The organism is Streptomyces sp. NBC_00122 (assembly GCF_045160845.1).
Lineage (GTDB): Bacteria > Actinomycetota > Actinomycetes > Streptomycetales > Streptomycetaceae > Streptomyces.
The window spans coordinates 3,994,916-4,021,515 of record NZ_CP108191.1 but is presented as its reverse complement, the minus strand read 5'-3'; the positions used below and the strand labels follow the sequence as shown (position 1 = coordinate 4,021,515).

The 26,600-nt window shown below is 71.7% G+C and carries 23 protein-coding genes; 8 read left to right on the top strand and 15 right to left on the bottom strand.

Features of this window, described 5'->3' with window-relative positions; translation table 11 throughout:
* Positions 1 to 60: 60 nt before the first annotated feature.
* A complete protein-coding gene (locus tag OG737_RS19200; protein WP_405678790.1) occupies positions 61 to 1,905 on the bottom strand; it encodes a phosphoenolpyruvate carboxykinase (GTP) in 1,845 nt (614 codons plus the stop codon).
* A gap of 220 nt (positions 1,906 to 2,125) precedes the next feature.
* On the opposite strand from OG737_RS19200, the gene OG737_RS19195 reads away from it, so the two are divergent.
* The gene (locus tag OG737_RS19195; protein ID WP_405678792.1) at positions 2,126 to 2,791 is read left to right on the top strand and encodes a hemolysin III family protein; all 666 of its coding nucleotides are present in this window, start codon (positions 2,126 to 2,128) and stop codon (positions 2,789 to 2,791) included.
* A 32-nt stretch (positions 2,792 to 2,823) separates the two neighbouring features.
* The gene (locus OG737_RS19190; protein WP_405921790.1) at positions 2,824 to 3,330 is read left to right on the top strand and encodes a hypothetical protein; all 507 of its coding nucleotides are present in this window, start codon (positions 2,824 to 2,826) and stop codon (positions 3,328 to 3,330) included.
* Here the strand turns inward: OG737_RS19190 and OG737_RS19185 are convergent.
* From OG737_RS19185 to OG737_RS19155, 7 genes are all read right to left on the bottom strand, one after another.
* Complete coding sequence (locus OG737_RS19185; RefSeq protein WP_405921789.1) at positions 3,327 to 5,744, bottom strand: galactose oxidase-like domain-containing protein; 2,418 nt, start codon at positions 5,742 to 5,744, stop codon at positions 3,327 to 3,329. The genes OG737_RS19190 and OG737_RS19185 overlap by 4 nt on opposite strands.
* A 23-nt stretch (positions 5,745 to 5,767) precedes the next feature.
* Positions 5,768 to 6,949, bottom strand: a complete 1,182-nt coding sequence (locus OG737_RS19180) for a glycosyltransferase (protein WP_405921788.1) — start codon at positions 6,947 to 6,949, stop codon at positions 5,768 to 5,770.
* Positions 6,950 to 6,955: 6 nt separating this feature from the next.
* Positions 6,956 to 8,725 carry an ArnT family glycosyltransferase gene (locus tag OG737_RS19175; protein ID WP_405678799.1) on the bottom strand — a complete coding sequence of 590 codons (1,770 nt, stop codon included), beginning with the start codon at positions 8,723 to 8,725 and terminating at the stop codon, positions 6,956 to 6,958.
* Positions 8,722 to 10,107: a glycosyltransferase gene (locus tag OG737_RS19170; RefSeq protein WP_405678801.1), complete on the bottom strand. Its 1,386-nt coding sequence runs from the start codon at positions 10,105 to 10,107 to the stop codon at positions 8,722 to 8,724. Before OG737_RS19170 ends, OG737_RS19175 begins: the two co-directional genes overlap by 4 nt.
* Positions 10,108 to 10,354: 247 nt before the next feature.
* On the bottom strand, positions 10,355 to 12,409 hold the full coding sequence (locus OG737_RS19165) for a thioredoxin domain-containing protein (protein ID WP_405921787.1): 2,055 nt from the start codon (positions 12,407 to 12,409) through the stop codon (positions 10,355 to 10,357).
* Between the two features lie 28 nt (positions 12,410 to 12,437).
* Entirely contained in the window at positions 12,438 to 13,196 is a 759-nt protein-coding gene (locus OG737_RS19160; protein ID WP_405678805.1) for a DUF4344 domain-containing metallopeptidase, read from the bottom strand.
* Positions 13,193 to 13,879 carry a hypothetical protein gene (locus tag OG737_RS19155; protein WP_405678807.1) on the bottom strand — a complete coding sequence of 229 codons (687 nt, stop codon included), beginning with the start codon at positions 13,877 to 13,879 and terminating at the stop codon, positions 13,193 to 13,195. The genes OG737_RS19160 and OG737_RS19155 overlap by 4 nt, the downstream gene beginning before the upstream one ends.
* 155 nt (positions 13,880 to 14,034) lie before the next feature.
* On the opposite strand from OG737_RS19155, the gene OG737_RS19150 reads away from it, so the two are divergent.
* Positions 14,035 to 17,355, top strand: a complete 3,321-nt coding sequence (locus tag OG737_RS19150; protein ID WP_328927342.1) for a tetratricopeptide repeat protein — start codon at positions 14,035 to 14,037, stop codon at positions 17,353 to 17,355.
* Positions 17,356 to 17,503: 148 nt separating this feature from the next.
* Here the strand turns inward: OG737_RS19150 and OG737_RS19145 are convergent, their stop codons facing one another.
* Positions 17,504 to 17,731, bottom strand: coding sequence for a hypothetical protein (locus OG737_RS19145; protein WP_328927341.1), 228 nt, complete (start codon positions 17,729 to 17,731; stop codon positions 17,504 to 17,506).
* A 2-nt stretch (positions 17,732 to 17,733) separates the two neighbouring features.
* Positions 17,734 to 18,615 (bottom strand): mycothiol conjugate amidase Mca, encoded by an 882-nt coding sequence (gene mca, locus OG737_RS19140; RefSeq protein WP_328927340.1) that lies wholly within the window; start codon positions 18,613 to 18,615, stop codon positions 17,734 to 17,736.
* Between the two features lie 120 nt (positions 18,616 to 18,735).
* On the opposite strand from mca, the gene OG737_RS19135 reads away from it, so the two are divergent.
* A complete protein-coding gene (locus OG737_RS19135; protein WP_405678811.1) occupies positions 18,736 to 19,152 on the top strand; it encodes a DUF4307 domain-containing protein in 417 nt (138 codons plus the stop codon).
* A 132-nt stretch (positions 19,153 to 19,284) separates the two neighbouring features.
* Complete coding sequence (gene greA / locus OG737_RS19130) at positions 19,285 to 19,782, top strand: transcription elongation factor GreA (protein WP_030009952.1); 498 nt, start codon at positions 19,285 to 19,287, stop codon at positions 19,780 to 19,782.
* Positions 19,783 to 19,858: 76 nt separating this feature from the next.
* On the opposite strand, the gene OG737_RS19125 is transcribed toward greA, so the two are convergent.
* From OG737_RS19125 to ilvA, 4 genes are all read right to left on the bottom strand, one after another.
* Complete coding sequence (locus OG737_RS19125) at positions 19,859 to 20,722, bottom strand: ABC transporter permease (protein WP_405921786.1); 864 nt, start codon at positions 20,720 to 20,722, stop codon at positions 19,859 to 19,861.
* Positions 20,719 to 21,747 (bottom strand): ATP-binding cassette domain-containing protein, encoded by a 1,029-nt coding sequence (locus OG737_RS19120; RefSeq protein WP_328927337.1) that lies wholly within the window; start codon positions 21,745 to 21,747, stop codon positions 20,719 to 20,721. Before OG737_RS19120 ends, OG737_RS19125 begins: the two co-directional genes overlap by 4 nt.
* A gap of 203 nt (positions 21,748 to 21,950) precedes the next feature.
* Complete coding sequence (locus tag OG737_RS19115) at positions 21,951 to 22,481, bottom strand: hypothetical protein (RefSeq protein ID WP_405921785.1); 531 nt, start codon at positions 22,479 to 22,481, stop codon at positions 21,951 to 21,953.
* A 118-nt stretch (positions 22,482 to 22,599) separates the two neighbouring features.
* Positions 22,600 to 23,832 (bottom strand): threonine ammonia-lyase, encoded by a 1,233-nt coding sequence (gene ilvA, locus OG737_RS19110; protein WP_328927335.1) that lies wholly within the window; start codon positions 23,830 to 23,832, stop codon positions 22,600 to 22,602.
* A gap of 205 nt (positions 23,833 to 24,037) precedes the next feature.
* On the opposite strand from ilvA, the gene OG737_RS19105 reads away from it, so the two are divergent.
* From OG737_RS19105 to OG737_RS19095, 3 genes are all read left to right on the top strand, one after another.
* Positions 24,038 to 24,559 carry a MarR family transcriptional regulator gene (locus OG737_RS19105; RefSeq protein WP_328927334.1) on the top strand — a complete coding sequence of 174 codons (522 nt, stop codon included), beginning with the start codon at positions 24,038 to 24,040 and terminating at the stop codon, positions 24,557 to 24,559.
* A gap of 81 nt (positions 24,560 to 24,640) precedes the next feature.
* Entirely contained in the window at positions 24,641 to 25,063 is a 423-nt protein-coding gene (locus OG737_RS19100; protein WP_405678816.1) for a sigma factor-like helix-turn-helix DNA-binding protein, read from the top strand.
* Positions 25,060 to 25,314 carry a hypothetical protein gene (locus OG737_RS19095; protein ID WP_405921784.1) on the top strand — a complete coding sequence of 85 codons (255 nt, stop codon included), beginning with the start codon at positions 25,060 to 25,062 and terminating at the stop codon, positions 25,312 to 25,314. The genes OG737_RS19100 and OG737_RS19095 overlap by 4 nt, the downstream gene beginning before the upstream one ends.
* A gap of 61 nt (positions 25,315 to 25,375) precedes the next feature.
* On the opposite strand, the gene OG737_RS19090 is transcribed toward OG737_RS19095, so the two are convergent.
* Entirely contained in the window at positions 25,376 to 26,533 is a 1,158-nt protein-coding gene (locus OG737_RS19090; RefSeq protein ID WP_328927331.1) for a cystathionine gamma-synthase, read from the bottom strand.
* Between the last annotated feature and the right edge of the window lie 67 nt (positions 26,534 to 26,600).

The following is a 26,600-nucleotide window of genomic DNA, read 5'->3' as shown; positions in this document are numbered from 1 at the left end:
GGGCGCCGCTTGGTCGGGGGCTCCCACGTTCATTGGCCCTTCTTCAGGGCGCGTCCTGGCTCAGCCCAGGCGCTCCACGAGCGCGTGGTACTGGTCCCACAGCTCCTTGGGGGTGTGGTCGCCGTAGGTGTTCAGGTGCTCGGGGACCAGGGCGGCCTCCTCGCGCCAGACCTCCTTGTCGACCGTGAGGAGGAAGTCGAGGTCCTCGGCCGGGAGGTCCAGGCCGTCGAGGTCGAGGGAGTCCTTGGTCGGCAGGATGCCGATGGGGGTCTCGACGCCTTCGGCGGTGCCGTCGAGGCGGCCGACGATCCACTTCAGGACGCGGCTGTTCTCGCCGAAGCCGGGCCACACGAACTTGCCCGCGTCGTTCTTGCGGAACCAGTTCACGTAGTAGATCTTCGGGAGCTTCGCCTGGTCCTTGTCGGCGGCGACCTTGACCCAGTGGGCCATGTAGTCGCCCATGTTGTAGCCGCAGAACGGCAGCATGGCGAAGGGGTCGCGGCGCAGCTCGCCGACCTTGCCCTCGGCGGCGGCGGTCTTCTCGGAGGCGATGTTCGAGCCGATGAAGACGCCGTGGTTCCAGTCGAAGGACTCGGTGACCAGCGGCACGGCGGAGGCGCGGCGGCCGCCGAAGAGGATCGCGGAGATCGGGACGCCCTTGGGGTCCTCCCACTCGGCGGCGATCGTCGGGCACTGGGAGGCCGGGACGGCGAAGCGGGCGTTGGGGTGGGCGGCCGGGGTCTCCGAGTCCGGAGTCCAGTCGTTGCCCTTCCAGTCGATGAGGTGCTTGGGCGCCTCTTCGGTCATGCCCTCCCACCACACGTCGCCGTCGTCGGTGAGCGCGACGTTGGTGAAGACGGTGTTCGCGTACATCGTCTTCATGGCGTTGGCGTTGGTGTGCTCGCCGGTGCCGGGGGCGACGCCGAAGAAGCCGGCCTCGGGGTTGATCGCGTAGAGGCGGCCGTCCTCGCCGAAGCGCATCCAGGCGATGTCGTCGCCGATGGTCTCCACCGTCCAGCCGGAGATCGTGGGCTCCAGCATGGCCAGGTTGGTCTTGCCACAGGCCGACGGGAAGGCGGCGGCAAGGTACGTCGGAGATGCGGCCTCGCCCTCACCCTGCGGCGGGGTGAGCTTGAGGATCAGCATGTGCTCGGCCAGCCAGCCCTCGTCGCGCGCCATGACGGACGCGATGCGCAGGGCGTAGCACTTCTTGCCGAGCAGGGCGTTGCCGCCGTAGCCGGATCCGTAGGACCAGATCTCGCGGGTCTCGGGGAAGTGCGAGATGTACTTGGTGGTGTTGCACGGCCACGGGACGTCGGCCTCGCCCTCGGCGAGCGGAGCGCCGAGGGTGTGGACGGCCTTGACGAAGAAGCCGTCGGTGCCGAGCTCGTCCAGGACGGGCTTGCCCATGCGGGTCATGGTGCGCATGGCGACCGCGACGTAGGCGGAGTCGGTGATCTCGACGCCGATCGCGGAGAGCTCGGAGCCGAGGGGGCCCATGCAGAACGGGACGACGTACATCGTCCGGCCCTTCATGGAGCCGCGGAAGATACCTTCCTGCCCGGCAAAGATCTCCTTCATTTCGGAAGGAGCCTTCCAGTGGTTCGTGGGGCCCGCGTCCTCTTCCTTCTCGGAGCAGATGAAGGTGCGGTCCTCGACGCGCGCGACGTCGGAGGGGTCGGAGGCGGCGTAGTAGGAGTTCGGGCGCTTCGTCTCGTCGAGCTTCTTGAACGTTCCCTTGGCGACGAGCTCCTCGCACAGGCGCTCGTACTCGCCCTCGGAGCCGTCGCACCAGACGACGCGGTCCGGCTGGGTGAGGGCTGCGATCTCGTCCACCCAGGAGATCAGCGCTGCATGCTTGGTGGGAAGAGTCGAACTGGTGGGAGCCGCGTTGTCGCGCGCCACGATTGCTCCTTGTTGAGGGGTTTGTTTGGTGTAGGCCCCGTGGGGGCTGCGACCCGGACGCTTCGCGCTCCGCTCATCCGGTGTCGACCGCACTCATCTGATCATCCGGTGCATGTGCGCATATGTCCAGAGGGCCTCTCACGTGAGCATCGCCACGTCCGTCAATCTTCCGTAAAGAGCACTAAGGGAAACCTACGGACCCGTAGGTAGCATGTCGCTCATGACTTCTGACGCCGCCGCCGCACCGGAGCCGGAGGCCAAGCCGCTGATGCGCGGCTGGCTGCACCTTGGAATGTTCCCCGCCGTGGTGGTCGCGGGGCTGGTGCTGATGGCCTTCACCGACTCGACCCGGGCGCGCGTGGCCTGCGGGGTCTACATCCTCACCGCCTGCCTGCTCTTCGGCGTCAGCGCCGTCTACCACCGCGGCACCTGGGGACCGCGCGGCGAGGCCATCCTGCGGCGGCTCGACCACGCCAACATCTTCCTCATCATCGCGGGGACCTACACCCCGCTGACCGTCCTGCTGCTCCCGCCCTCCACGGGACGGACCCTGCTGTGGGCGGTATGGCTCGCCGCCGCGGCGGGCATCGCCTTCCGCGTCTTCTGGGTGGGCGCGCCGCGCTGGCTGTACACCCCGTGCTACATCGCCATGGGCTGGGCCGCGGTCTTCTTCCTGCCCGACTTCATGCACACCGGCGGCATCGCCGTCCTGGTCCTGGTGATCGTCGGCGGCCTGCTGTACAGCGTGGGAGGGGTCATCTACGGAATGAAGCGACCCAACCCATCCCCCCGCTTCTTCGGGTTCCACGAGGTCTTCCACTCCCTGACCCTCGCGGCCTTCGTCGCGCACTACGTCGGCATCTCGCTCGCCGCGTATTCTCACTAGCCGTTCCCGCGCGGGCCTGCCAAGGTGACCGCATGGGGTGGACCTTCAAGTTACACGGCGTGCTCGCGGGGGCACTGAGCGCGGTACTGCTGCTGGCCGCCGCGGCCCCGGCGCTGCCGGGGGCGCGCGGACTCATGGCCGCCGGACTCCTGCTCGTCCTTTCCCTCGGCGTCGCCGCCATGGTGCGCTCGATGCGGGCCGGGGCGACCAGGCGCCTGCAGTGGCTCGCCTTCCGTTGTCTGCCGGGCGCGGTGCAGGGGGCGCTCGCGGCGCTGCTCCTCGCCGGTGCCGTCCTCGTCGGGCTGTCCGGTACCGGGGACATGCAGGATCCGCAGATCGTGGACGGCCGGTACTCCGTCTTCGACACGAGCGCGCTGACGCGCGTGCGCGTCGAGGTCTCGCGCGAGCAGTACGAGTCCGTCGCCTCCGGTGAGCGGCGTCTGTTCCTGGTCCTCCCCGCGATCCTGCTGGCCGCCACCGCGGGCCTCGCCCTCACCGCCGGGGAACTGCGGCGGGGCGAGGCGCGGACTGCCGCTTAGCAGGCGTACCCGTCGCGGTCGGGGTCCAGGCGCAGCGGGTCGCTGCCGTTGACCTTCATGCGCTGCGGGTACTGGTGGGCGGCCAGCCAGTCGCAGCGGGCCTTCGTCGTCTCCTTCACCTCCGCCGGGAAGCGGGTCGGTACGCACAGGTTGACCGTGCCGTAGTGGCGGTCGCAGCCGGCCACGCTCGGCGCGACCGGGACGGACTCCCGCTTGGCCGGGTTGTCCTTGGCGGGACCCAGCTCGTCGGCGAAGGTGTGCTCGTGCGCGGCGGGCTGCTCCTCGGCGGCCGCCAGCGCCGGGGCCCCGCCCAGGTGGACCCAGGTCGCGATCGACGGGACGCCGTTCGCGTCGACCGCGAAGAGCATGTACCAGCCGGGCGGCGCCAGGTTGGGGTTGCTGGTGACGGCCAGATCGATGTTGTTCCCGTTCACCGTCATCGGCAGGTCCACGAACCGCTGGTTCGGGTCCGACGAGTGCGTGACCGCCGCCGGACGGATCAGCTCCGCCTTGGCGACCGGCCGGTCGACGGTGATCCGCTGCGTGTCCCCGTACACCCACTGCGTGTCGATCACCGAGGTGATCTGCGGGCGCGGGCCCTTGAAGAGGTACGGCGGGGTGTAGATCGACACGTTGTGGTTGTACGTGCCGTTGCCCGGGTTGTCGCCGACCGACATGACCCGGCCGTCCGGCATCAGGAACGACCCCGAGTGGTAGGTCCGCGGGATCGGGTCGGCGGCCAGTCCCGCCTGGTAGGTGTTGGTCACCGGGTCGAAGAACGAGGCCTCGAAGACGGGGTCGGCCCGGTCGTGCAGCCCACCGCCGGTCTCCAGCACCTTGCCGTCCGGCAGCAGCACGGCCGACACGTACATCTTGCCCTCGGCGCCGGTCTGTGGCCGCTTGCCCGCGCCCGTGTCGACCAGGCCCTGCGGGAGGTCCGGGCCGGCCGTGTAGACGGGGCTCGGCTTCTTCAGGTCGATGATGTCGGTGATCCGGTTCGCGGCCGGGTTCGTCTCGTTGTTGCCGCCGCCGATGGTCAGGACCCGCTGGTCCTGCGCCGGGGGCAGCAGCACGCTCGCCGACTCGTCGCGCTGGTCCTTGTTGCGCAGCCCGGGCACGTCGGTGACGGTGTTGGCGTTGTAGTCGTAGACCGAGGAGCCGCTGCCGGACGTGTTGTTGCCGAAGGTGTGGCTGCCCGAGTAGAAGAGCCGCCCGTCCTGCATGAGGATCATCGACGGGTACAGACCCCAGTACGACCAGGTCTGGTTGACCTCGTTCATCGGCAGCCACTTGTTCTGCGCCGCCGAGAACTTCTCCGCGGTCACGTTGCCCGTGGAGTCCTCCTTCAGGCCGCCGAAGGAGATCACGTCACCGTTGCCGAGGATCGTCGCCGACGGGTACCAGTGCCCGCCGTTCATGTCGTTGGTCTTCGTGTACGCCTCGGTCGCCGGGTCGAAGACGTACGAGTCCTTCAGCCCCTGGTAGCCGATCTTGCCGTCGGCGGAGGGATAGCCCTTGTTGCCGCTCATCACCAGCACCCGGCCGTCGGCCAGCTGCACATGGCCCGAGCAGAACATGTCCACCGGCGTCGGGACCGTCTTGAACGACCCGTTCGCCGGGTCGTAGACGGCCGAGGTGAAGGTGCCCGCGTTGAACTGGGCGATGTCGTTGCCCGAACCCGCGATCAGCAGCACCTTGCCGTTCTTCAGCACGACGGCGTGCATCGAGCGCACCGGGTTCTTGGCCGGGATCACCTCCCACTTGCCCTTGGCGCACTCCTCCGCCGTGCCCGAACAGGTGGGCTGCGGGGGGACGGCGCCCACCTCCTCCAGGGCGTAGTCGTCGGTGGTGAGCGTGCCCACCCCGTAGACCGACAGCCCCCACGCGATCTTGTCGGTGCCCGGCGGGACGGCCGGCGTACGGACCTGCGTGCGCGCCCATCCGGCACTGACCGGCGGATTCTGCAGGTCGGTCCAGTACTGCCAGGTCCCGGTCGCGGCCTCCCGCCGGAACACCGTCACCGAGACGTCCGGGGTGTTCGACTTGTACCAGGCGGAGAGGTCGTACTGCTTGCCCGGCGTGACGGTGGGGGCACAGGTGGTGTTCTCGGTGACCAGCGCCTTGCGGTCGCCGTTCACGCGGCGGGTGAGCGAGACCTTCATCGCCTTGGTGCCGGTGTGCGCGTCGGCGACGGTGGCGAAGGTGAAGTCGTTGTCGCCCCAGCCCGATGTGGACCAGCAGGACGGCATGTCGGCGCCGGGCGCGCCGGCGGTCTCGAAACCTGGATTGGTGAGCAGATTGGGCGGGCCGGCCGTGGCCTGCTGCGGTGCGGTGAGCAGCAGTCCTGCGGTCGTCGCCCCGACGGCCAGCAGGGCGGCCCGCCGCCCCGCCCTCCGCCGGATCTTCAGACGCATCGAAAGCTTCCCTTCTGTGCGGCTCAACTCCTGGTGTGGCGCCCCGCCTTGCGCGAGGTGCGCGGCAGGTAGACAAGGGCCTCGGTGGCCGCGTACCGAAGGACGAAGGTGGTGACCAGCGCGAGGGCGGTGGCGGGCAGCACCGACATGCCGAGCCTGGCGACGAACACCGCGATCAGCGGGATCCGCAGCAGCAGATCGGCATTGGCGAGCAGCGCGAAGCGGCCCACCCGGTCCGCCCAGTGGCGGTGGCGGCGGTCCCGGAAGAGCAGGACCTCGATGAGGACGAAGTTCCACAGCACCCCGGCCTGGTTGGCGACGATCTCCGCCGGGAGGTAGTGCATCCCGGCGTGCGTGAGCAGCCAGAGCGCGGCCAGGTTCGGGACGAAGCCGGAGAGCCCGATCAGGCCGAAGCCGACCATCCGGGCCAGCGGGGTCGCGGAGCGCAGCGAGGCGAGGTGGGCGAGGAAGCGCATGCCCTCGCGGGCGGTGGACTTGGACTCGCCCGAGAAGCGGTCCTGGAAGACGAAGGGCACTTCGGCGACCTTCGCCGGCCGGCAGCGCACCGCCAGCTCCAGCAGGATCTTGTAGCCCAGCGGCTTCAGGGCGTCCGCGGTGACCACCGAGCGGCGCATGGCGAAGAAGCCGCTCATCGGGTCGCTGATCCCGCGCAGGGCGCGCGGGAAGAGCCCCTTGGTGAGCCAGGTCGCGCCGCGCGAGACGGCGATGCGGTAGCTGCCGGCGAGTCCGGCCCGGCTGCCGCCGCTGATGTAGCGGGAGGCGACGACGAGGTCGGCGCCGGTGCGCATCCCCTCGCCGACGAGTTCGGGCACCAGGTGGGGCGGGTGCTGGAGGTCGGCGTCCATGACGACGATCCAGTCGGTGTCCGCCCGCCGCACCCCTTCGAGGACCGCGCCGCCGAGGCCGCCGACGGCGCTCTCACGGTGCAGGACGGCCACCGGGAAGGGGTACTCCACGGCCGCCTTCTCGATGACGGCCGGGGTGTCGTCCGTGGAGTCGTCCACGAACAGCACCTGGCACGGCAGGTGCTCGGGCAGCGCGTCACCGAGCCGGCGTAGCAACTCGTCGATGTTTCCTGACTCGTTGAAGGTCGGAATGATGAGGGTGACGCTGCTGGTGACCGTCTGCGCAGCGGCGAGCTCCGCATCGATCGGGGCATGGAGGGACCACAGGTCCTCGCTCATGGCGGCTCAGCTCCCACTCTGCGGGCCGGCGCTACCGGTGCGGCTGCCGGCGTCGGCGCGGTCGGTCCGGCGGATCTCGATGCGGTCCTCGCCCGAGCCGAAGACGGCGACCGCCGTCGAATGCTCCAGCGCTGCCTTCACGTTCGGCAGGTTCACCGCGTCGCGGCGCACCGTCGGCGAGGACACGACGTAGTCGATGTCCCGCCAGCCGTGCGGCAGGGTCTTGGTGACGGCGGGGTCGAGGTCGGCCTTGTAGAACCAGATCGCGCCGAGCCCCGGCTCGTAGCCGCGGTGCACGGCGTCCAGCCACAGCGCGTCGTCCAGCAGCACCCGGGTGCGGGCCGGATCGTCCACCTGGCTGCCGAGCCAGGCCGCGGCCTGCCGGTACGGGGCGTTCGCGTCGACCGTGAGCGCGGTGCGGTTGCCGTCGTACCAGCGCGGCAGGACGTACACCGCGGCGCTCGCGGCGAGTACGCCGAGCAGCGCCCAGCGCGCGTACACCAGCCGCTTGCGCTCCCCCGGGGCCCGGCGGCGGCGCAGCACTGCGTGCGTGACGCTGGCCGCGCCGCCCGCGAGGACGAGGGCCAGGAACGGCAGCGCCTGGATCACGTACATCGCCGGGAGGTAGCCGGAGGGCCGCAGCGCGACGACGGCGAGGATGACGGCGGCGAGTGCGGGACCGGCGAGCGCGCGGGCGGTGACCGACGTGGGGGTCCCCCCTGCTCGAGCGAAGCCGAGAGCTTGGGGGAGCAGGGTGGCCAGCAGCAGGACGGCGCCGGCCAGGCCGCCGAGCGGCAGGACGGTGTCGTAGTAGAGCCAGGAGCGGAAGACGCCGTTCGAGCCGGAGCCGGCGTCGAGGATGAAGCCGGAGCCCTCGCGGCCCATCTGGTAGGTGATGCCGTCGATGAGCGAGACGTGGCCGGAGCCGGGCAGCAACTCGCCGTTGAGCAGGGCGTACAGCGGGTAGGTCAGCCCTATGAGCACGCAGGCGGTGATGGCTCCGGTGACGGCGAACTTGCGGGTGTCGCGGTGGCTGTGGCGCCACATCGTCACCAGCAACGCCGGGAGCACCACCAGCATCGTCTCTTTGGTCAGGACGGCGGTGGCGGCCGCCAGACCGGACCCGAAGTGGTGCCACAGGTGGCGGCTGGGCGACGCCGCGAGGCAGAAGGCGAGCAGGATCCACATCACCGCGAGGTTGTCGAGGAAGATCTCGCGCTGGAGCACGACGGAGAGCGGGGAGAGCCCGAAGAGGCCCATCGCGAGCCCGGCGGCCCAGCGCGGCAGCCACAGCCGACGGGCGAGGACGTAGATCAGCACCGAGCTGGCGGCGGAGACGACGAGCATCGCGAACCGCATCGTCGCGACGGTCATCGAGTCGGGCACGAAGAGGGAGGGGAGGTACGTCAGGCCCGCGACCTGGATCCAGCCGAGCGGCGGGTGGTCGTACCAGTACGTGTAGTGGGCGAGGCCGCCGCCCTGCTGGACGGCCCACGCCTGGGCGAGGTAGGTGCCCTCGTCGTCGCTGAGGGTCGGGAAGTCGGTGATGTTCCAGCCCTGGACGAGGACGATCACGAGCAGCAGGACCCCGCAGAGCAGCAGGTCGGGGCGGGAGGAGCGGAAGCGCACGAGCGGACGGGCGGGCGCGGGCGGCTTGACTCCGAGCCCGCCGCTGCCGCCGGGCCGGCCGGGGACGCGGGGCTCTGTCGCGGTGCCGGTGGCGCTGGCGGTCGCGGCGGGCCGGGGATCAGTGGCCGTGGGCAGGGTGGCGGTCACCGGTGGCTGTCCTCTCGGATCGCGGAGTGCGCGGAGTGCGCGGCGGGCGAGGTGGACGCGCTGTACGTGGGCACGGCGGAGGCGGAGGCCAGGGCCGGGGCGGACGCCGTGGCGGTGGCGGTGGCCGTCACCGTCGCCGTCGCCTCGCCGAGGTGGGCGCCGGTGTGGCTGGTCAGTTCCCACTCGCTCTGGCCGCGCTGCTCGCGCCAGACCGCGCGGATCGCGGCCCCGGCGAGCATCACCTGGTAAAACGGGCCGCCGACGACGAGTTTGACGTAGTGCGAGAAGCGGACAGGCAGCCCGTACTGCCTGCCGAAGTCGTGCAGGCCGACGATCTCGAAGACGAACGTCACCATCGCCGTGATCATGGGGAGGAAGGTGATGATCGCGATGCCGACCGGTACGTCGAGGAAGACCGCGACGGCGAAGTTGAGCGGGATGATCACGCCGGACGCGGCCTGCATGAAGGGCGTCATCAGCGTGTAGCGGGCCAGCCAGCGCTGGCCGCGGGAAGGCAGCTGCTGCCAGTCCTTCTTCCGGTACACCTGGAGGAATCCCTGGTTCCAGCGTGTGCGCTGCTTGAGCAGGCTCAGCAGCGAGCCCGGCGTCTCCTCGCGGGTGACCATGTCGGAGTCGTACGCGACGACCACCTTCTTGCCGACCGACGAGAGCCGCACGCCCAGGTCGCAGTCCTCGGCGAGGCAGTTCGGGTCCCAGCCGCCGGCCTCGCGCAGCACGTCGGTGCGCACGAAGACGGTGTTGCCGCCGAGCGGGATGAAGCCCTTCTCGGCGTGCAGGTGCAGCCGGGAGCGGAACCAGAAGAAGTACTCCAGGCAGTTGCGCAGGCTGTACCAGCTGGAGTGGAAGTTGATGAGCTGGACCCCGCCCTGGACCACGTCGGCGCCGGTGGAGCGGAAGGCGTGGTCGACGTGGGAGAGCAGCTCGGGGTGGACCTGGTCCTCGGCGTCGAAGACCCCGACGATGTCGCCCCGGCAGGACGGGAGGGCGGTGTTGAGGGCCTTCGGCTTGTTCTTGGTCTCGTGGTGGTCGACGACCACCCGGACCCTGGCCGGCTCCCGGGCGGCGGCCCGCTCCGCGACGGCGGCGGTCTCGGGGTCGTCGTGGCCGACGATCACGATGATCTCGTAGTCGGCGTGGGTCGACTCCAGGAGCCGGTCGATGGTGTGCTCCAGCACCGCCTGCTCGTGCCGGGCCGGCAGCAGCAGGGAGAAGGCCAGCCGGTCGCCGCCGTCGGGGCGGTCGAAGCGGGTGGAGGCGAGCACCTCGGGCGTCCGCCAGGCGTGCATCTGCCACCAGAGCGTGAAGGCGGCGATCCCGAAGAGCGCAAGCGAGATCACGGAAATGAACACAGAGGTGTACAAAATGTCCCCCCAGACATGCCGCAACCCCAGGCGGCGATGACCAAACCCCGGAGGCTCACGGCAGGCCCCCCGGCCCGCCGCCGCTCCCAATTCCCCCCCGTGCGCACCCCCCAGTGCGCCGCCCCGGTGACTCCCGAATGACAGCACGAGATTAGACAGTGAACATGACACCCACGAACACTTCAGATAAAAACAACGTTTCTGAACTCATATGAGAGCAACCGGAATTGACGGTACTCCGGTTACTTCAGGGGCGAACCGTGCCCAACTGCTCCGCCAGCTCGACCGGATCCGTCGTAGGCCGCGCGCAGACGAAATGTCGACACACATACGCCGTGGGAAGGTCGTGAACCAGTGTGCGCTCGGCCAACAAGGGGAACTCACCCCCGGCGCCGTCCGCCGAACGCGGCATCCCGGTCGCCACCACAGCCCCAGGAGCCGTCCCCAGCAACGCCGTCCGGTGCAGCGCCGCCCGAGCCGGATCCTCCGGGTGACCCACGACCGCCACCTCGCGCGGACCGTCCAGCAGCGCCTCGGAGACCGCCAGCCCGTGCCCGATGAAGCGCGGGGCACGCGGCCCGAGGGCGTGCACCACCCCGAGCGCCTTCTCGGCCGCCGTGCGGTGGGCCTGCGAACCGGTGTGCGCGGCATACGACAGCAACGCCCCGGCCGCGGCGGTCCACCCGGACGGCGCGGCCGTGTCGGTGGGGTCCTGGGGCCGCCTGATCAGCGCTTCGGCGTCGTGCGCGGTGTCGTAGAGCGAACCGTCCTGCGCGGTGAACTGGTCCAGGACCAGGTCGACGAGGAACCCGGCGAACTCCAGCCAGACCCCCTCACCGGTGACGGCCGCCAGCGTCAGGAACCCCTCCGCCACGTCGCCGTAGTCCTCCAGCACCCCCGCGTTGGCCCCCACCTGGCCGTCCTTGCTCGTCCTGGCGAGCCGGGCCCGTCCGTCCATGTGCACGCGCACCAGCAGATCGGCGGCCTCGGTGGCCCGCTCGGTCAGGTCGGGACGCTCGAAGTACGCCCCGCACTCGGCGAGCGCGGCGATGGCGAGCCCGTTCCACGCGGCCACGACCTTGTCATCACGCCCGGGCGCGGGCCGCGTCTCCCGCTCGGCGAACAGCCGCGCCCGGATCGAGGCGATCCGCTCGGCGTCCGCCGCCGGCCCGTCCTGGGGCAGCTGGAGCACGGACTTGCCGTGCTCGAAGGTCCCCTCCTCCGTCACCCCGAAGTACGCGGCGGCCAGATCCCCGTCGTCCTCCCCCAGGACCTCCCTCAGCTGCGCGGGAGTCCAGGCGTAGTACGCCCCCTCCACGTGCTCACCGCTGAGCGGGTCCGTGCTGTCCGCGTCGAGGGCGGAGGCGAAGCCGCCCTGGTCGGTCCGCAGTTCCCGGACCATGAAGTCGGCGGTCTCCAGGGCGACCCGGCGCGCGAGATCCGAGCCGGTTGCCCGCCACAGGTGCGCGTAGACCCGGCAGAGCAGGGCGTTGTCGTACAGCATCTTCTCGAAGTGCGGCACGACCCACTCCCGGTCCACGGAATACCGTGCGAACCCGCCGCCGAGCTGGTCGTAGATCCCGCCGCGGGCCATGGCCTCACAGGTGTCGGCGGCCATCTGCAGCGCCCCCTCGGACCCGGTGCGCGCGTGGTGGCGCAGCAGGAACTCCAGCACCATGGACGGCGGGAACTTCGGCGCCCCGCCGAACCCGCCGCGCGTGGCGTCGTAGTCCCGCGTCAGCCCGAGCAGCGCCCCCGCCAGCTCCTCGGGCCCGGGGGTGCCGGCCTTCCCGTAGTCCAACTGCCGCCCGGCCAGGTCCCGTACGATCCGCTGCGCGACCTCGGTGACCTCCTCGGGCCGCCCCACCCAGGCGGTCCGCACGCCTTCGAGGACCTGCGTGAAGGAGGGCATGCCGTGCCGCGGCTCGGGCGGGAAGTAGGTCCCGAAGTAGAACGGCTCGGCATCCGGGGTGAGGAACACGGTCATGGGCCACCCGCCCTGCCCGGTGGCGGCCTGCACGGCCTCCATGTAGACGGCGTCGACGTCGGGCCGCTCCTCGCGGTCCACCTTGATGTTGACGAAGTGCTCGTTCATGTAGGCGGCGGCGAGCTCGTCCTCGAACGATTCGTGGGCCATGACATGACACCAGTGGCAGCTGGAATACCCGACGCTGAGCATCACCGGCACCCCCCGCTCCCGCGCCTCCGCGAAGGCCTCGGGCGACCAGGGCCACCAGTCGACGGGATTGTCGGCGTGCTGGAGCAGGTACGGCGAGGTCTCGTTCGCGAGGCGGTTCGGCATGGGGCCCATCCTGCCGCACGGGATCACGTCAGTGGCGAAGGAACGGGGTCAGGTCGTGGGTCCAGGCGTCGCGCGTGTGGGTCCATGTGGTGGGGCAGGTCGCGCGGGCCGGGGTGGCGAGGTCCTGGTGGCGGGCGGGGGCGGCGCCGTAGACCGCGCAGCGGTGGGATTCCGCGCGGGCGGCGTCCGGGGCGTGCTCGTCGGTGGGGTCGGGTGCGGGGCCGGCCGCCGCCGCGAGGTCGTAGCCGCGGGCGGCGGTCAGGAGGGTCTGCTCGCCCTCCGGGTGGCCGCGCAGGAGCATCAGCTGGGCGAAGCGGTCGGCGGCGTCCTCCTCGGCGCGGTCGTCCCCGCGGACGGGCAGGCCGAGCGCGTCCACGAGGGCGTGGCCGGCCTCGTGGTAGAGCGTCTCGCGGACGACCTCGGCGAGCGGCTCGTCCGCCGGCCCGTGGTCCGCGTCCTCGAACAGCTTGCGGTCCTCCATCAGGTCGTCGTAGCAGAGCTCGATGCGGAGCTCCTCCGGGTCGTAGCCCGTGCCCTCGCCCGCGCAGGAGCGGGCGGCGACGGTGACCCGGTACGGGACGGCGAGGTACGCGTTGAGGTCCGCGGCCACCGTCTCGGCGAGCTTCCGCTGCTTCAGGAACCGGGCGGCGTCGAGGTCGCCCTCCGCCGGCTTCTCGTAGCGCGTGACGAATCCCCGTGCGGGCCCGGCCTGTTCGCACCCGGCCAGGCCCGGTATCAGCGCGGCCGCGCAGCACAGGGCCGCGGCCAGGCGCCGTACGGCGGTCATGCCCGGGTGCAGACGTGGGTGGTGGTGCTGCCGCTGGTCTCGATGTGGCGGATGGTGAGGGTGTTCTTCGCGTATTCGACGGACAGCTTCTGACCGTCGTTCGTGTTGCGGTGGCCCGGGGGCTTCCACGGAAAGGTGAGGGACGCGGTCTCCCCGACCGTCGCGGGGACGGTGAGCGCCTCGCCGCCGGTCAGGCGCTGCACGCCCTTGGGGGCCTCGTAGACGTCCAGCACGAGGTGGCCGCCGCGCAGCAGGAAACCGCCGCGCCAGGTGCCCGCGGCGCCTTCCCATTCGATGGACCAGCCGCCGTTGCCGCCGCCGTCCGCGTTGACCGTGGCCTTGCCGCGCCCCGCGTGACCCCCGGGGGTGGTCGATTCGATGGTCCAGGAGCCCTTGATGAAGGCGTCGAAGGCGCGGCCGGCCACCGTGGGGGCGGGAGTGGGGGCCTGAGAGGCGGCGGGGGTGGGCGCGGCGGGGTCGGCGGTGCCGGGCGCGGTGGTGCCCGATGCGCCGGAGGCGGGGGCGTCGGTGCCGGGTGCGCCGGGGGCGGGCGTAGCGGCCTTGTCCTTGCCCTCGCCGGCGCAGGCGGCGAGCACCGAGGCCCCCACGCCGATGGCCAGGTAGCGCAGCGCGTTGCGTCGGCCTATGAGCCGTGCGGCCGCCCGGATCTCCCGTACCGTCACCAGGTCTCCCGTTCACCCGAGTTGGATCACCGGGGATGACTATAGGACGGCCGCGGTCACCAACTCCCTCTGAACTAGCTCAGATTCTCTCGCGCTCGCGAGCGTCCCGACGGACACTTGTGGCACGTTGCCGGAGCTCTCTGAGGGGGATGCCGATGCGGGACAGCCATCGCGGTGAGGCCGAGCGGCTGTTGGAGCGGGCCGTGGACGAGGAGGCCCGGCGGACCGCGGCGGGCACACCGGTCGACAAGGCGGCGCTGCTGGCCCGCGCCCGGGAGGCACTGGACTCGCTCGCGGCGAGCGCGGCTGCGGAGTACGAGGCGTACGTACGGGCCCTGGACGAGGCGGCGGCCGGGGAGCAGTCGCTCGGCGATGCCTTCCGGCGCGGCAACACGTCAACGGCCTTACTTGCCACGGCGGTTGCGGCGGCCGCGGCCGTCGGGGCGGACCTGTCCCTCGGTGTCGCGGCCGGTACGGCCCTGACCGCTGGGGCCGTCGCGGGCGCCGCGGGGGCGATCGCGACGGTGGCGAAGGTGACGGCGCTGCACCTGCCGGCGGCGAACCGGCGGGCCGGCGAGCGGGGCCGGCCGGGCGGGCCGGAACAGCTGAGGCTGCAGTGGCTGTCGGCGCTGGAGGTGCGCGGCATACGGCCGTTCCTGGAGCAGCAGCGAGCGGTGGCCGCGGCGGCGCGGGCGCCCCGGCCGGCCGCCCGGACCGCCGCGCCGCAGCTGCGCGGGACGGACCGCAGTGCGGAGGCGCGGCGGCGCAGTGTGCTGGAGCAGTCCTTCGGGCAGCTCCCCGATCCGGCCGGGCCGTTCGCGGGCCGGCGGGCGGAGATGACGCGGATCGCGCAGTGGGTGCAGGCGGCCCGGGCCAGCACGGAGACCCGCCCGGTGGTCGTGGTGCTGCACGGCGAGCCGGGCGTGGGCCGGACGGCGCTGGCCCTGCGGGCGGCGCACGGGCTGCGGGACCAGTTCCGGGGCGCGTGCGTGGTGGATCTGCGGGGCGGCGACCTGGGCGCCCCGCTGTCGACGCGGGAGGCGCTGCTGCACCTGCTGAACCGGCTGGGCGCGCCGCGCGAGCAGCTGTTGTTCCGTGAGGGGGCTTCGGCGGATCAGCAGGTGCGGCGGCTGGGCGAGCTGTACCACCAGCACTTGCAGGGGCTGCCGGTGACGGTGGTCCTCGATGACGCGGTGGACGCGGCGCAGGTCCGGCTGCTGGTGCCCGAGCGGTCCGAGAGCCTGGTGCTGGTGACGGCGCGGGAGCCGCTGGAGCTGCCCGCGGATCTGGCGGCGTGGGTGCACCAGCTGCCGGTGGAGCGGCTGGCGGAGGCGGAGGCGGTGGAGCTGGTCCGGGCGGTAGCGCCGGGTACGGCCGCGGCTGCGGCCGCGGCGGAGACGGACTCCGATGCCCAGGCCCAGGCGGACAAGGACCTGGCCGCCGTGGTGGAGCTGAGCGGCGGACTGCCGCTGGCGCTGCGGATGCTGGCCCCGCTGGCCCGTGCGGGGCTCTCGGACCCCGGCTTCTCGGACCCCGGCCTCGCCCCGGATCCCGTCGACGGCCACCCGGTCGAGCGCGCCCTGCGGGCCGCCGACGCCCGCCTCGCCGAGCCCGCCCGGCTGCTGCTGCGGCGGCTGCCCCTGGCCGGGCGGGCCTCCCTGGGCGGCGCGGCCGCGGCCGCGCTGGCCGACGTACCGGAACAGGCGGCGCTGCGCACGCTGGAGGAGCTGTGGGAGGCCGGGCTGATCGAGCGGGTGCGCGGGCAGCGGTTCCGGATGCACGACGCGGTGCGCGCGTACGCGGCGGCCCGGCTGGCCGCGGAGGAGGACCGGGACCGGTCCTCGGCGGCGCACGAGCGGCTGGTCCGCAATTACGCGCAGCTCGCGGACTCGGTGATCCGGATGGTCGACGGGAAGATGTCGACGCGGGCGAACCACTTCGGCAATCACGGCTTCACCTCGCTGGACGCGGCGCTGCGCTGGCTGGACGACGAGTCGAGCTTCATCACGGCGGCGCTGCGGCATTCGGAGGGGGTGGACCAGCAGGCGGTGCTGGACCTGCTGGGGGCGCTGTGCGACTTCTGCCTGCTGCGCGGGGACCTGTACCGGCTCGGTGAGATCGACGAGCTGACGCAGGCGGTGGCTTCGGCGGCGGGGCAGTCGGGCGGCCTTGGCGGGCAGCAGGGGCGGCTGGTGCGGTCGGTGCAGTGGCGTACCGGTATCGCGGCGCGCCAGCTGGGCGAGCTGGACAAGGCCCGCACCACGCTGACCTCGGTGGTGGACCAGTACATGGAGGCCCATCAGGAGGCAGGGGCGGCGATGGCCCTGGTGTCCCTCGGCATCACCCTGCACCACCAGGGCAGCCTCCCGGAGGCCGCGGCCCGCATCCGTGAGGCGCTGTCGCTCCAGGAGCCGCCGGAGCTGGCGGGCGACCGCGCGTGGGGCCTGCACGCGCTGGCCGCGGTGGAGCGGGACCTGGCGCACCTGGCGGAGGCGATGACGCTGCTGGAGCAGTCCCTCGCCCTCCACCGGGAGAGCGAGAGCATGCACGGCGAGGCGTGGGCGCACTTCCAGCTGGGCCAGGTCTACCTGCGGGTCGGCGACGTGGGGCGGGCGGAGGCCGAGCTGCGGGAGGCGCTGGACCTGTACGGGCGCACGCGCGACGACCGCGGTGAGGCGTGGGCGCTGACCCAGCTGGGCCGGGCCCGGGTGGTGGACGGGGATCCGGGGCCGGCGCTGGAGCGGCTGCGGGAGGCGCTGGCCCGGCACCGGGAGGCGGAGGACGCGCGGGGCGAGGCGTGGACGCTGTACTACCTGGGTCAGGCGCTGGAGGAGGGCGGCGAACGCGATCAGGCGGTACGGGAGCTGGAGCGGGCCCGGACGATGTTCTCGCGGATGCGGGACGTGTACGGCCTGGCGCACGCCCGGCACCACTCGGGCCGGGTGACGCGGGACCAGCGGGCGGCTCAGACGGGGAACCTGAAGAACTCCGGCTTCGCGCGTCAGCTGCTGGTGGACGCGCGGGCGGATTTCCGGCGGATCGGGCTGGCGCACGGCGAGGCGTGGACCTGTCTGGAGCTGGCGGTGGTGGACGCGGGCAACGCCAAGATCGCGCAGGCGCTGGACCTGTGCGAGGAGGCGGTGCGGCTGTTCATCTCGTACGGGGACCGGCGCGGGGAGGACTGGGCGCGCTTCCTGCGGTGCACGCTGCTGCCGTACGCCGACTTCGCGGACCTGACGGTGCCCGGCACGCCGGAGGAGGCCCGGGCGGAGCTAGCCCGGCTGACGGCGGCGCCGCATCCGGCGCGGGACGGGCGGCTGGAGGACTGCCTGGAGTCGTACGGGGTGATCCTGGGCCGCGGGGTGGACCCGGCGGAGGGCTGGCAGGCGTGGCGGCTGGGCCTGGTCCCGAACCTGCACTCGCGGGAGATCATGGGCGTTCCGCTGCCGCCCCAGGACCCGGCGACGGCCGTGTGACGCGCGGATACCGCCCCCGGCCGGTCGGGCGGGGGCGGTCACGCGGCGGATCACGGCGCCGCTCAACCGGTCCGGTCAGAGTCCGGGCAACCAGTCCGGACATCCGGTCCGGACATCCGGTCCGGACAGCGGCGCTCGGCGGATCCGGTCAGCCGGTCGTCCGGTCCGGGGCGGGGGCCGCGGCGCCGGGCTCGGGGGCTTCCTCGAAGTCCACCCGGCCCATGTGGCGGCTCATCGACTTCATCAGGCCCCACACGCCGAGGGCGAGGGCCGCGAACACGATGAAGCCCAGGATGCCGGGCGTCACCTTGTTCTTGTCGAAGGTGTCACCCGCCAGCGGGAGGAGCTGGGTCAGTGCTGCCTGCGTAGCGCTCATAGCTACGCATTCTTCCGGATGCCCTCGAAGAGGTCGGACTCGGGGAGGGAAGTGTCGACGAGCGACTTCGCGAGCTCGTACTCCTCCGTGGGCCAGACCTCCTTCTGGATCTCCATCGGGACGCGGAACCAGCCGCCGTCCGGGTCGATCTGCGTGGCGTGCGCGACGAGCGCCTTGTCACGGATCTCGAAGAAGTCCGCGCAGGGCACGTGGGTGGTCAGGGTCCGCTCGGTGCGCTCGAACTCCTTCCACCGCTCCAGCCACTCCCCGTACGGGGACTCCAGGCCGCGCGAGAGCAGCGCCTCGTGCAGGGCGATGGTGCGCGGCTTGTTGAAGCCCTGGTTGTAGTAGAGCTTCTGCGGCTGGTGCGCCGGGCCGAACTCGGCCTCCGGGTACTTCTCGGTGTCGGCCGCGCCGTCGAAGGCGACCATCGAGATCTTGTGGGTCATGATGTGGTCGGGGTGCGGGTAGCCGCCGTTCTCGTCGTACGTGGTGACGACGTGCGGCTTGAAGGAGCGGATCTTCTTCACGAGGCGGCCGGCCGCCTCGTCCACGTCCTCCAGCGCGAAGCAGCCCTCGGGCAGCGGGGGCAGCGGGTCGCCCTCCGGCAGGCCCGAGTCGATGTAGCCGAGCCACTCCTGCTCGACGCCCAGGATTTCGCGGGCCTCGTCCATCTCCTTGCGGCGCACCTCGTGGATGTTGTCCTCGATGTACTTGTCGCCCTGGAGCTTCGGGTTCAGGATCGAGCCGCGCTCGCCGCCGGTGCAGGTGACCACCAGCACGGGGACCCCCTCGGACACGTACTTGGCCATGGTGGCCGCGCCCTTGCTCGACTCGTCGTCGGGGTGGGCGTGGACGGCCATCAGTCGAAGCTGCTCGGTCAAGACGGGATCCTCTGCGATTCGGCGCGACGGTCGACCTCTATATTGACCGAATCGGGGGACGGAAAATTCCGGGGGTGGGCCTGTGAGGGCCCGGCCCCGCCCTGGCGGAAGGAACGATCGATGAGCACGGTGCGCGGAGGGCTGCCCGAGGGCCGTTACGGCCGGTCGGCGGACGAGCGTGCGGACCGGAAGCTCAAGATCGTCGGGGCTGCGCTCGGTGCCGTGCTGCTGGGTGTGATCGGCTGGATCGGCTGGGACTACATCGCGGGGCAGAGCGTCAGCGCCGAGGTGATCAAGTTCCAGGTGGTCTCGGACACCGAGGTGAAGGCCCACCTGGAGATCCGCAAGGACGCTTCGGTCACCGGGGTCTGCACGCTCAGCTCGCAGGACGAGCAGCACAACGAGGTGGGCCGCGCGGACTTCACCTTCGCGCAGCCCAAGGCGCGCGTGGACGAGCTCGTCTCCCTGAAGACCACCGGCCGCGCCACGATGATCGAACTGGTCGGCTGCCAGCAGGCGGGGTCCGCGACCCGCTGAGTGCCTGGTCGTGACACGGACGGCGGGCAATCCGGCACGTGGGTCCTCCCCCTTTTCTTCCCGAATTGTTAGGCTCGTGGTTTCGTCCGCCGCTGGCGGCTATGTAGTCCCCTGTACCGACGAGGAGCACCCGTGACCCAGACGAGCGAAAGCGTCACCTGGCTGACCCAGGCGGCGTACGACCAGCTGAAGGCGGAGCTGGACTACCTCTCTGGTCCCGCCCGCACGGAGATCGCCACGAAGATCGCAGCCGCCCGCGAGGAGGGCGACCTGCGCGAGAACGGCGGTTACCACGCGGCCAAGGAGGAGCAGGGCAAGCAGGAGCTCCGTGTGCGCCAGCTGACGCAGCTCCTGGAGAACGCCAAGGTCGGGACCGCGCCCGCGTCCGACGGCGTGGTGGCGCCCGGCACGCTCGTCAAGATCGCCTTTGACGGCGACGAGGACGACACCATGGAGTTCCTGCTGGCCTCCCGCGAGTACGCGTCCTCGGACTTCGAGACGTACTCGCCCCAGTCCCCGCTGGGCAGCGGTGTGCTGGGCAAGGCGATCGGCGAGGACGCGGAGTACGAGCTGCCGAACGGCAAGAAGGCCTCCGTCAAGATCCTCGACGTCAAGCCCTTCACCGGCTGATCACCCTTCGTCTCACGCCGATGCCCGGCCGGGTCCTCCCGGCCGGGCATCGGTGCGTACAGGGGTGCGTACGGGCCTACGCGGTCGCCGAGCGGTACTTGCGGACCGCCAGGGTCCGGAAGACCGCGATGATCAGCAGCGACCAGAGCACGGAGGCCAGCACCGGGTTCTGCATCGGCCAGGCGTCCGGGACCGGGTAGCCCTCCGGGAGGTTGCCGAAGAGTACGCGGCACGCCTGGACGGTGGCGCTGAAGGGGTTCCACTCCGCGATGGTCTGCAGGAAGGGCGGCATGTTCTCGGAGGGGACGAAGGCGTTCGAGATGAACGTCAGCGGGAAGAGCCAGATCAGTCCGCCCGAGGTGGCCGCCTCCGGGGTGCGCACCGACAGGCCGATCAGGGCGCCGATCCAGGAGAAGGCGTAGCCGAGCAGGAGCAGCAGGCCGAAGCCCACGAGCACCTCGCCGATGTTGGTGTGGGTGCGCCAGCCGACGAGCAGGGCCACGATCGCGAGGACGACGAGGGTGAGCGAGGTCTGGACGAGGTCGGCGAGGGTGCGGCCGGTGAGGACCGCGCCGCGGGCCATGGGCAGTGAGCGGAAGCGGTCGATCAGGCCCTTGTGCATGTCGTCGGCGATGCCCGCGCCCGCTCCGGCGGTGGCGAAGGTCACGGTCTGGGCGAAGATGCCGGCCATCAGGAACTCGCGGTAGGCGGCGGGCGAGGTGCTGCCGCCGACGCTGATGGAGCCGCCGAAGACGTAGCTGAAGAGCACGACGAACATGACCGGCTGGATCACACCGAAGATGATCATCTCCGGGATGCGGGACATGCGGATCAGGTTCCGCTTGGCGATCACCAGGGAGTCGTTGACGCCCTGGACGAGGCCGCCGCGCGGGCGGGGTGCCGCGAGGTCCGGGATCCGGGTCCCGGAGGTGGTGCTCACTTCGCCGCCTCCTTGCGCGCCGCCTTGCGGCCCTTGGCTTCGGTGGGGGCGGCGGCCGGGCCGTCGCCGTTCTCGTCGGCCGTCAGCTCGGCCACGTGGCCGGTCAGGGAGATGAACACGTCGTCGAGGGTGGGACGGCGCAGCCCGATGTCGTCGATCTCGATGCCCCGGCCGTCCAGTTCGCGGATGACCTCGGCGAGCAGCTTGGCGCCGCCCGCCACCGGCACGGTGAGCTTGCGGGTGTGTTCCTCGACCGTGGTCTGGCCCTTGCCGAAGCCGGCGAGCACCTCGCGCGCGGTGGCGATGTGCTCGCGCGCGTGGACGACGACCTCCACGCGCTCGCCGCCGGTGCGGGCCTTGAGCTGGTCGGAAGTGCCGCGGGCGATGACCTTGCCGTGGTCCACCACGCAGATGTCGTGGGCGAGGTGGTCGGCCTCCTCCAGGTACTGGGTGGTGAGCAGCAGGGTGGTGCCGCCCGCGACCAGTTCCTGGATGATCCCCCACAGCTGCTGGCGGTTGCGGGGGTCGAGGCCGGTGGTCGGCTCGTCCATGAACATCACGGGCGGGCTGACGACGAGGGCGGCCGCGAGGTCCAGGCGCCTGCGCATGCCGCCGGAGTACGTCTTGGCCGTGCGGTCGGCGGCGTCGGCGAGGTTGAAGCGCTCCAGGAGTTCGTCGGCCCGGGCCTTCGCCGCCTTGGCCCTCATCTGGTAGAGCTGGCCGACCATCTGGAGGTTCTCGCGCCCGGTGAGGTATTCGTCGACGGCGGCGAACTGGCCGGAGAGGCCGATGGCGCGGCGGACTTCGTTGGGGTGCCGCAGCACGTCGATGCCGGCGACGACGGCCTTGCCGCTGTCGGGCCGCAGGAGGGTGGTCAGGACGCGTACGGTCGTGGTCTTGCCCGCGCCGTTGGGGCCGAGCAGACCCAGGACGGTGCCTTCGGGGACATCGAGGTCCACGCCGTCCAGAGCCCGTACATCGCCGAAGGTCTTGACCAGGCCTTCGGCATAGATGGCGCCTGGCATATGGATTCTCCCAGTCTGGATCGGGCCAGCAGGATCGTTCCGTCAGCTTCCCTGGGCGAGCCTATGGTCGCCGGGCAGGCCTCGCCCCTCAGCCGAACGGGTGAGACCACGCTATCGCGTCATATCGCGTACCGCACGGGATTTCGCCCGGGGTTCGGCCCGGCCCGGTCGGCGCGATCGCCCGGCCGTCCCGGCCGTCCCGGTCAGCCCGTGCCGAGGTACGTGACGTTCACGGTGAGCAGGCTCTCGTTCTGGCGGAGGGTGACCCCGTCCGCCTGCTTCACACTGCCCACCAGCAGGACCCAGTCGGTCTTCTCGTAGCTGAGGGTCGCGGTGCCGACCGGGTGCGGCTGCCAGCCGAGGTGCTGCAGCTGCTCCCCGATCCTGGGCAGGGCGAACTCCGCCTGCTGGGTGGTGACGACGGCGGTCCAGTCGACCTGGCTCGGATTCTTCCTGCCGGTCGCCTCCGAGGTGGCCTTGCCCTTCGCGGGGTCGAGTCCCGCCGTACGCAGCGCCGCCCGGACCTCTCCGTCCACGGCGTCGCGGGTGAGCGGCGCGCCCGTGCTCTTGGGCGTGGGCTTCGCGGTCGGCGACGCCGCGGCCGTGGAGGCGGCCGCCGGTGCGGCGGAGGGACTCTTGGTCTCGGAGGCGGCCGAGCACCCGGCCAGGGCGAGGGCCGCCGACGCGGCCAGGGCGATGACGGCCGCTGTCTGCGGTCTGACGCTTTTGTGCACCGTTGAGACTCCCACCCCATGTGAACGAGGCGGGAACTTTCACACACCCGCCTCGAATCTGCCTCGTTCTGCCCACGAGTATCAGGTATGAGGGCGGCGGGGCCTAGGGGTGAATTCGTTAGCTCATCACTTTGTAACCAGCGCTGTGCAGCGACCTGGCGACCTCCGTGCAGTGCTCGGGGCCCTTCGTCTCCAGGTGCAGCTCCACCTCCACCTCGGTGAGCCCGAGCCGCGGGTCGGTCCGTACGTGGCTCACGTCCAGCACGTTCGCGTCCACCACGGACAGCACGCCCAGGAGCCCGGCCAGGGCTCCCGGCCGGTCGGCCACCCGCAGCCGCAGCGACAGGTAGCGGCCGGCCGCCGCCATGCCGTGGCGCAGGATCCGCTGGAGCAGCAGCGGGTCGATGTTCCCGCCGGACAGGACGGCCACCACCGGGCCCTCGCCGTACCGTTCGGGCTCGCTGAGCAGGGCGGCGACCGGGCTGCACCCGGCCGGCTCGACGACCAGCTTGGCCCGTTCCAGGCACAGCAGCAGGGCGCTGGAGAGGGCGTCCTCGGAGACCGTGCGCACGTCGTCGAGGAGCTCGCCGATGATCTTGAAGGGGATGTCGCCGGGGCGGCCGACCTTGATGCCGTCCGCCATGGTGTTCGGGTTGTCGATCGACACCGGGTGCCCGACCTTGAGCGAGGGCGGGTACGCGGCCGCGCCGGCGGCCTGGACGCCGACGACCCGGACGTCCGGGCGCAGCGCCTTCACGGCGACCGCGATGCCGGCCGCGAGCCCGCCGCCGCCGATGCCGACGAGGATCGTGCGCACCTCGGGGCACTGCTCCAGGATCTCCAGGCCCACCGTGCCCTGGCCCGCGATGACGTCGTGGTGGTCGAAGGGGTGGATGAACACCGCCCCCGTGCGGTCCGCGTAGTCCTGGGCGGCGGCGAGGGTCTCGTCGACGACCTGTCCGTGCATGCGCACGTCGGCGCCGTACTCCTGGGTGGCGGCCACCTTGGGCAGCGGCGCCCCGTAGGGCATGAACACCGTGGAGCGGACCCCGAGGAGGGAGGAGGCCAGCGCCACGCCCTGCGCGTGGTTGCCCGCGCTGGCCGCGACGACGCCGGCGGCCCGCTGCTCGGGGCGCAGGCCGGCGATGCGCACGTACGCGCCGCGCAGTTTGAAGGATCCGGTGCGCTGGAGGTTCTCGCACTTGAGGTGCACCGGGGAGCCGGTGAGCGCGGAAAGGTGCCGGCTGCCCTCCATCGCGGTGACCCGTGAGACGCCGGAGAGCATCTTCTGAGCCCCCCGGACGTCGTCGAGGATGACCTGCGGAACGGGCTGGGGCACGCGGTAGTTCATGCCGCCAGTCTCGCAGCCCGCGCGCGGCGCGGCGCAGCACGCGGACAGGGGCGGGAGCAGGGGCGAAATCTCGCCATCCGGGACAGCAGTATTACAGCCCCGCGGACGGGCCGCACGAGTTCTCGTACGAGGCGTACGAGCCGCCGCACGGCCGCGTACTCTGTCCCCCATCCTTGTCGGACCCACGCGAAGAGAGCCCACGGCCATGCCTTCCTCCCCGGCCAATTCCGATCTGCCCGCGGCGGCCGAAGCGCCCGCCGGAGCCGGTCTCCTCGACGCGCTCCAGCACCAGGTGGCGGTCTTCGCCCGCCGTGCCGAGCAGACCCGCCTGGGTGGTGTCGGCCAGGCCCGCAACTCGATGGACCGCGCCGCCTACCTGCTGCTGAACCGGCTCGACCTGGAGGGGCCGATGGGCGTCAAGGCGCTCGCCTGCGGCATGGGCATCGACTCGTCCACGGTCACCCGGCAGGTCGCGCCGCTCGTCGACAGCGGTCTGGTCAAGCGGACTTCGCACCCCGAGGACGGGCGCGCCGTGGTGCTCGCGCTGTCCCCGCGGGGGCTGGCGCGGCTGGAAGAGGTCCGCTCCTCGCGGCGCGAGCTGATGGCGCGCGTGACGGAGGGCTGGAACGAACACGAGCGCGAGTCCTTCACGCAGTTGCTGACGCGTTTCAACCTGTCGCTGTCGGATCTGATGGCGGCCGTCGCCGAGGCCGGTCCGGCGTCCTGAGCAGGGGCTGCGGGGCGGCCGTGAGGTGCCTGCGTCCGACCTCTTGACCAGGGTGGTCCCGCTGCCCGCACTATGTGGGCTATGCGGGCGGTTGACCAACGGAAGGACCCCTACGCGGAGTTCGAGGCATTCGTCGCGGGCGCGGCGGGGCGGCTGCTCCATGTCGCGCTGCTGCTGACCGGCGAGCCGGAGGCCGCCCGCCGACTGCTGGCGGGTGCGCTGGCCCGCACGTACGCGAACTGGCGGCGCCTGCGCGGGGACGATCCGTACGACTTCACCCGCCAGGAGCTGTGCGCCGCCTTCGCCCGCACCGGCTGGCGGCACCACGGCGGCGCGGGCGTACTGGCCCGGCTGAGCCCGCTGGAGCGGCTCGTCCTCGTCCTGCGGATCTACGAGGGGGTCGCGGAGGAGGTCACGGCCGCGCAGCTGGGGCTGTCGACCGACCGGGTACGGGTGCTGTGCAGCCGGGCCGTCGTGGCGCTGCGGTCCCGGGAGGCGGCGTGAGCGGCACCGCCGACCGCAGACAGGACCAGGTCAGGCGGCTCATGGAGGGCCCGTATCCGGTGGTGCCGGCCGGGCTGGCGGCTGGCGCGGCGGCCCGCGGCGACCGCCTGCTGCGCCGTCGCCGGGCGCTTCGCCGGTTCTGCTGGGCGGTGCTCTTCGCGGCGGCGGTGGCCTTCACGGTCTGGGCCTCCGTGACCCGTCCCTGGGCCACACCCCCGGCGGGCGTCTCGCCTCCGCTGGAGGGCTGGTAGCCCGCTGCGGCGGCGAGACCCCCTGCCGGGCCCGGGCGGGGCCCGGCAGGGGATGCGGGGTCTAGCCCAGGGCCTGGGTCAGGTCCGCCAGGAGGTCGTCGGCATTCTCGATGCCCACCGACAGGCGGACCAGGTCCGCCGGGACCTCCAGGGCCGAGCCCGCCACCGACGCGTGCGTCATGCGGCCCGGGTGTTCGATCAGGGATTCGACGCCGCCGAGGGACTCGGCCAGGGTGAAGATCTTGGTGCGGGCGCAGACCGCGACGGCCTCCTCCTCGCCGCCGGTGACCTGGAAGGAGATCATTCCGCCGAAGTTGCGCATCTGCTTGGCGGCGATCTCGTGGCCCGGGTGCTCGGGCAGGCCCGGGTAGAGGACCTTGTGCACCTTGGGGTGGCGGGTCAGCATGTCGGCGACCTTCGCCGCGTTCTCCGCGTGCCGGTCCATGCGGACGGCCAGCGTCTTGATGCCGCGCAGCACGATCCACGAGTCGAAGGGCCCGGCCACCGCGCCCATGGCGTTCTGGTGGTAGGCCAGCTCATCGCCCAGCGCCGCGTCAGCGGTGATCAGCGCGCCGCCGACCACGTCGGAGTGGCCGCCCATGTACTTGGTCAGCGAGTGCACGACCACGTCCGCGCCGAGCGCGAGGGGCTGCTGGAGGTAGGGCGAGGCAAAGGTGTTGTCCACGACCAGCTTGGCGCCGACCGACCGCGCGATGTCGGCGACGACCGCGATGTCGGTGATGCCGAGCAGCGGGTTGGAAGGGGTCTCGACCCAGATGACCTTGGTCTTCGGGGTGAGGGCGGCGCGGACGGAGTCCGGGTCGGAGGTGTCGGCGACCGACCACTCCACGCCCCAGCGGGAGACGACCTTCGCGAAGAGGCGGAAGGTGCCGCCGTACGCGTCGTTCGGGATGACCACGTGGTCGCCCGGGGCGAGCAGCGTACGCAGCAGGCAGTCCTCGGCGGCGAGCCCGGACGCGAAGGCGAGCCCGCGCCGGCCGCCCTCCAGCGCCGCGAGGTTCTCCTCCAGCGCGGTGCGGGTCGGGTTCGCGCTGCGGCTGTACTCGTAGCCGCCGCGCAGTCCGCCGACGCCGTCCTGCTTGTACGTGGACACCTGGTAGATCGGGGGTACGACCGCGCCGGTCAGCGGGTCCGCCGTGTTGCCCGCGTGGATCGCGCGGGTCTCGAAGCTCTGGTGCTCATGGCTGTCATCGCTCATGGGCAGAGCCTAAGCCCCGCCCGGGGTCCGCATCCCTATTGGCCTGCTGCCCACCTGGTCTGGTTCG

Excerpts from the sequence above, each read along its gene's own strand:
- OG737_RS19195 (WP_405678792.1), top strand. The coding sequence starts at position 2,126 with ATGACTTCTGACGCCGCCGCCGCACCGGAGCCGGAGGCCAAGCCGCTG.
- OG737_RS19190 (WP_405921790.1), top strand. The coding sequence starts at position 2,824 with ATGGGGTGGACCTTCAAGTTACACGGCGTGCTCGCGGGGGCACTGAGC.
- OG737_RS19185 (WP_405921789.1), bottom strand. The coding sequence starts at position 5,744 with ATGCGTCTGAAGATCCGGCGGAGGGCGGGGCGGCGGGCCGCCCTGCTG.
- OG737_RS19180 (WP_405921788.1), bottom strand. The coding sequence starts at position 6,949 with ATGAGCGAGGACCTGTGGTCCCTCCATGCCCCGATCGATGCGGAGCTC.
- OG737_RS19165 (WP_405921787.1), bottom strand. The coding sequence starts at position 12,409 with ATGCCGAACCGCCTCGCGAACGAGACCTCGCCGTACCTGCTCCAGCAC.
- OG737_RS19160 (WP_405678805.1), bottom strand. The coding sequence starts at position 13,196 with ATGACCGCCGTACGGCGCCTGGCCGCGGCCCTGTGCTGCGCGGCCGCG.
- OG737_RS19150 (WP_328927342.1), top strand. The coding sequence starts at position 14,035 with ATGCGGGACAGCCATCGCGGTGAGGCCGAGCGGCTGTTGGAGCGGGCC.
- OG737_RS19145 (WP_328927341.1), bottom strand. The coding sequence starts at position 17,731 with ATGAGCGCTACGCAGGCAGCACTGACCCAGCTCCTCCCGCTGGCGGGT.
- OG737_RS19135 (WP_405678811.1), top strand. The coding sequence starts at position 18,736 with ATGAGCACGGTGCGCGGAGGGCTGCCCGAGGGCCGTTACGGCCGGTCG.
- OG737_RS19120 (WP_328927337.1), bottom strand. The coding sequence starts at position 21,747 with ATGCCAGGCGCCATCTATGCCGAAGGCCTGGTCAAGACCTTCGGCGAT.
- ilvA (WP_328927335.1), bottom strand. The coding sequence starts at position 23,832 with ATGAACTACCGCGTGCCCCAGCCCGTTCCGCAGGTCATCCTCGACGAC.
- OG737_RS19105 (WP_328927334.1), top strand. The coding sequence starts at position 24,038 with ATGCCTTCCTCCCCGGCCAATTCCGATCTGCCCGCGGCGGCCGAAGCG.
- OG737_RS19100 (WP_405678816.1), top strand. The coding sequence starts at position 24,641 with ATGCGGGCGGTTGACCAACGGAAGGACCCCTACGCGGAGTTCGAGGCA.
- OG737_RS19090 (WP_328927331.1), bottom strand. The coding sequence starts at position 26,533 with ATGAGCGATGACAGCCATGAGCACCAGAGCTTCGAGACCCGCGCGATC.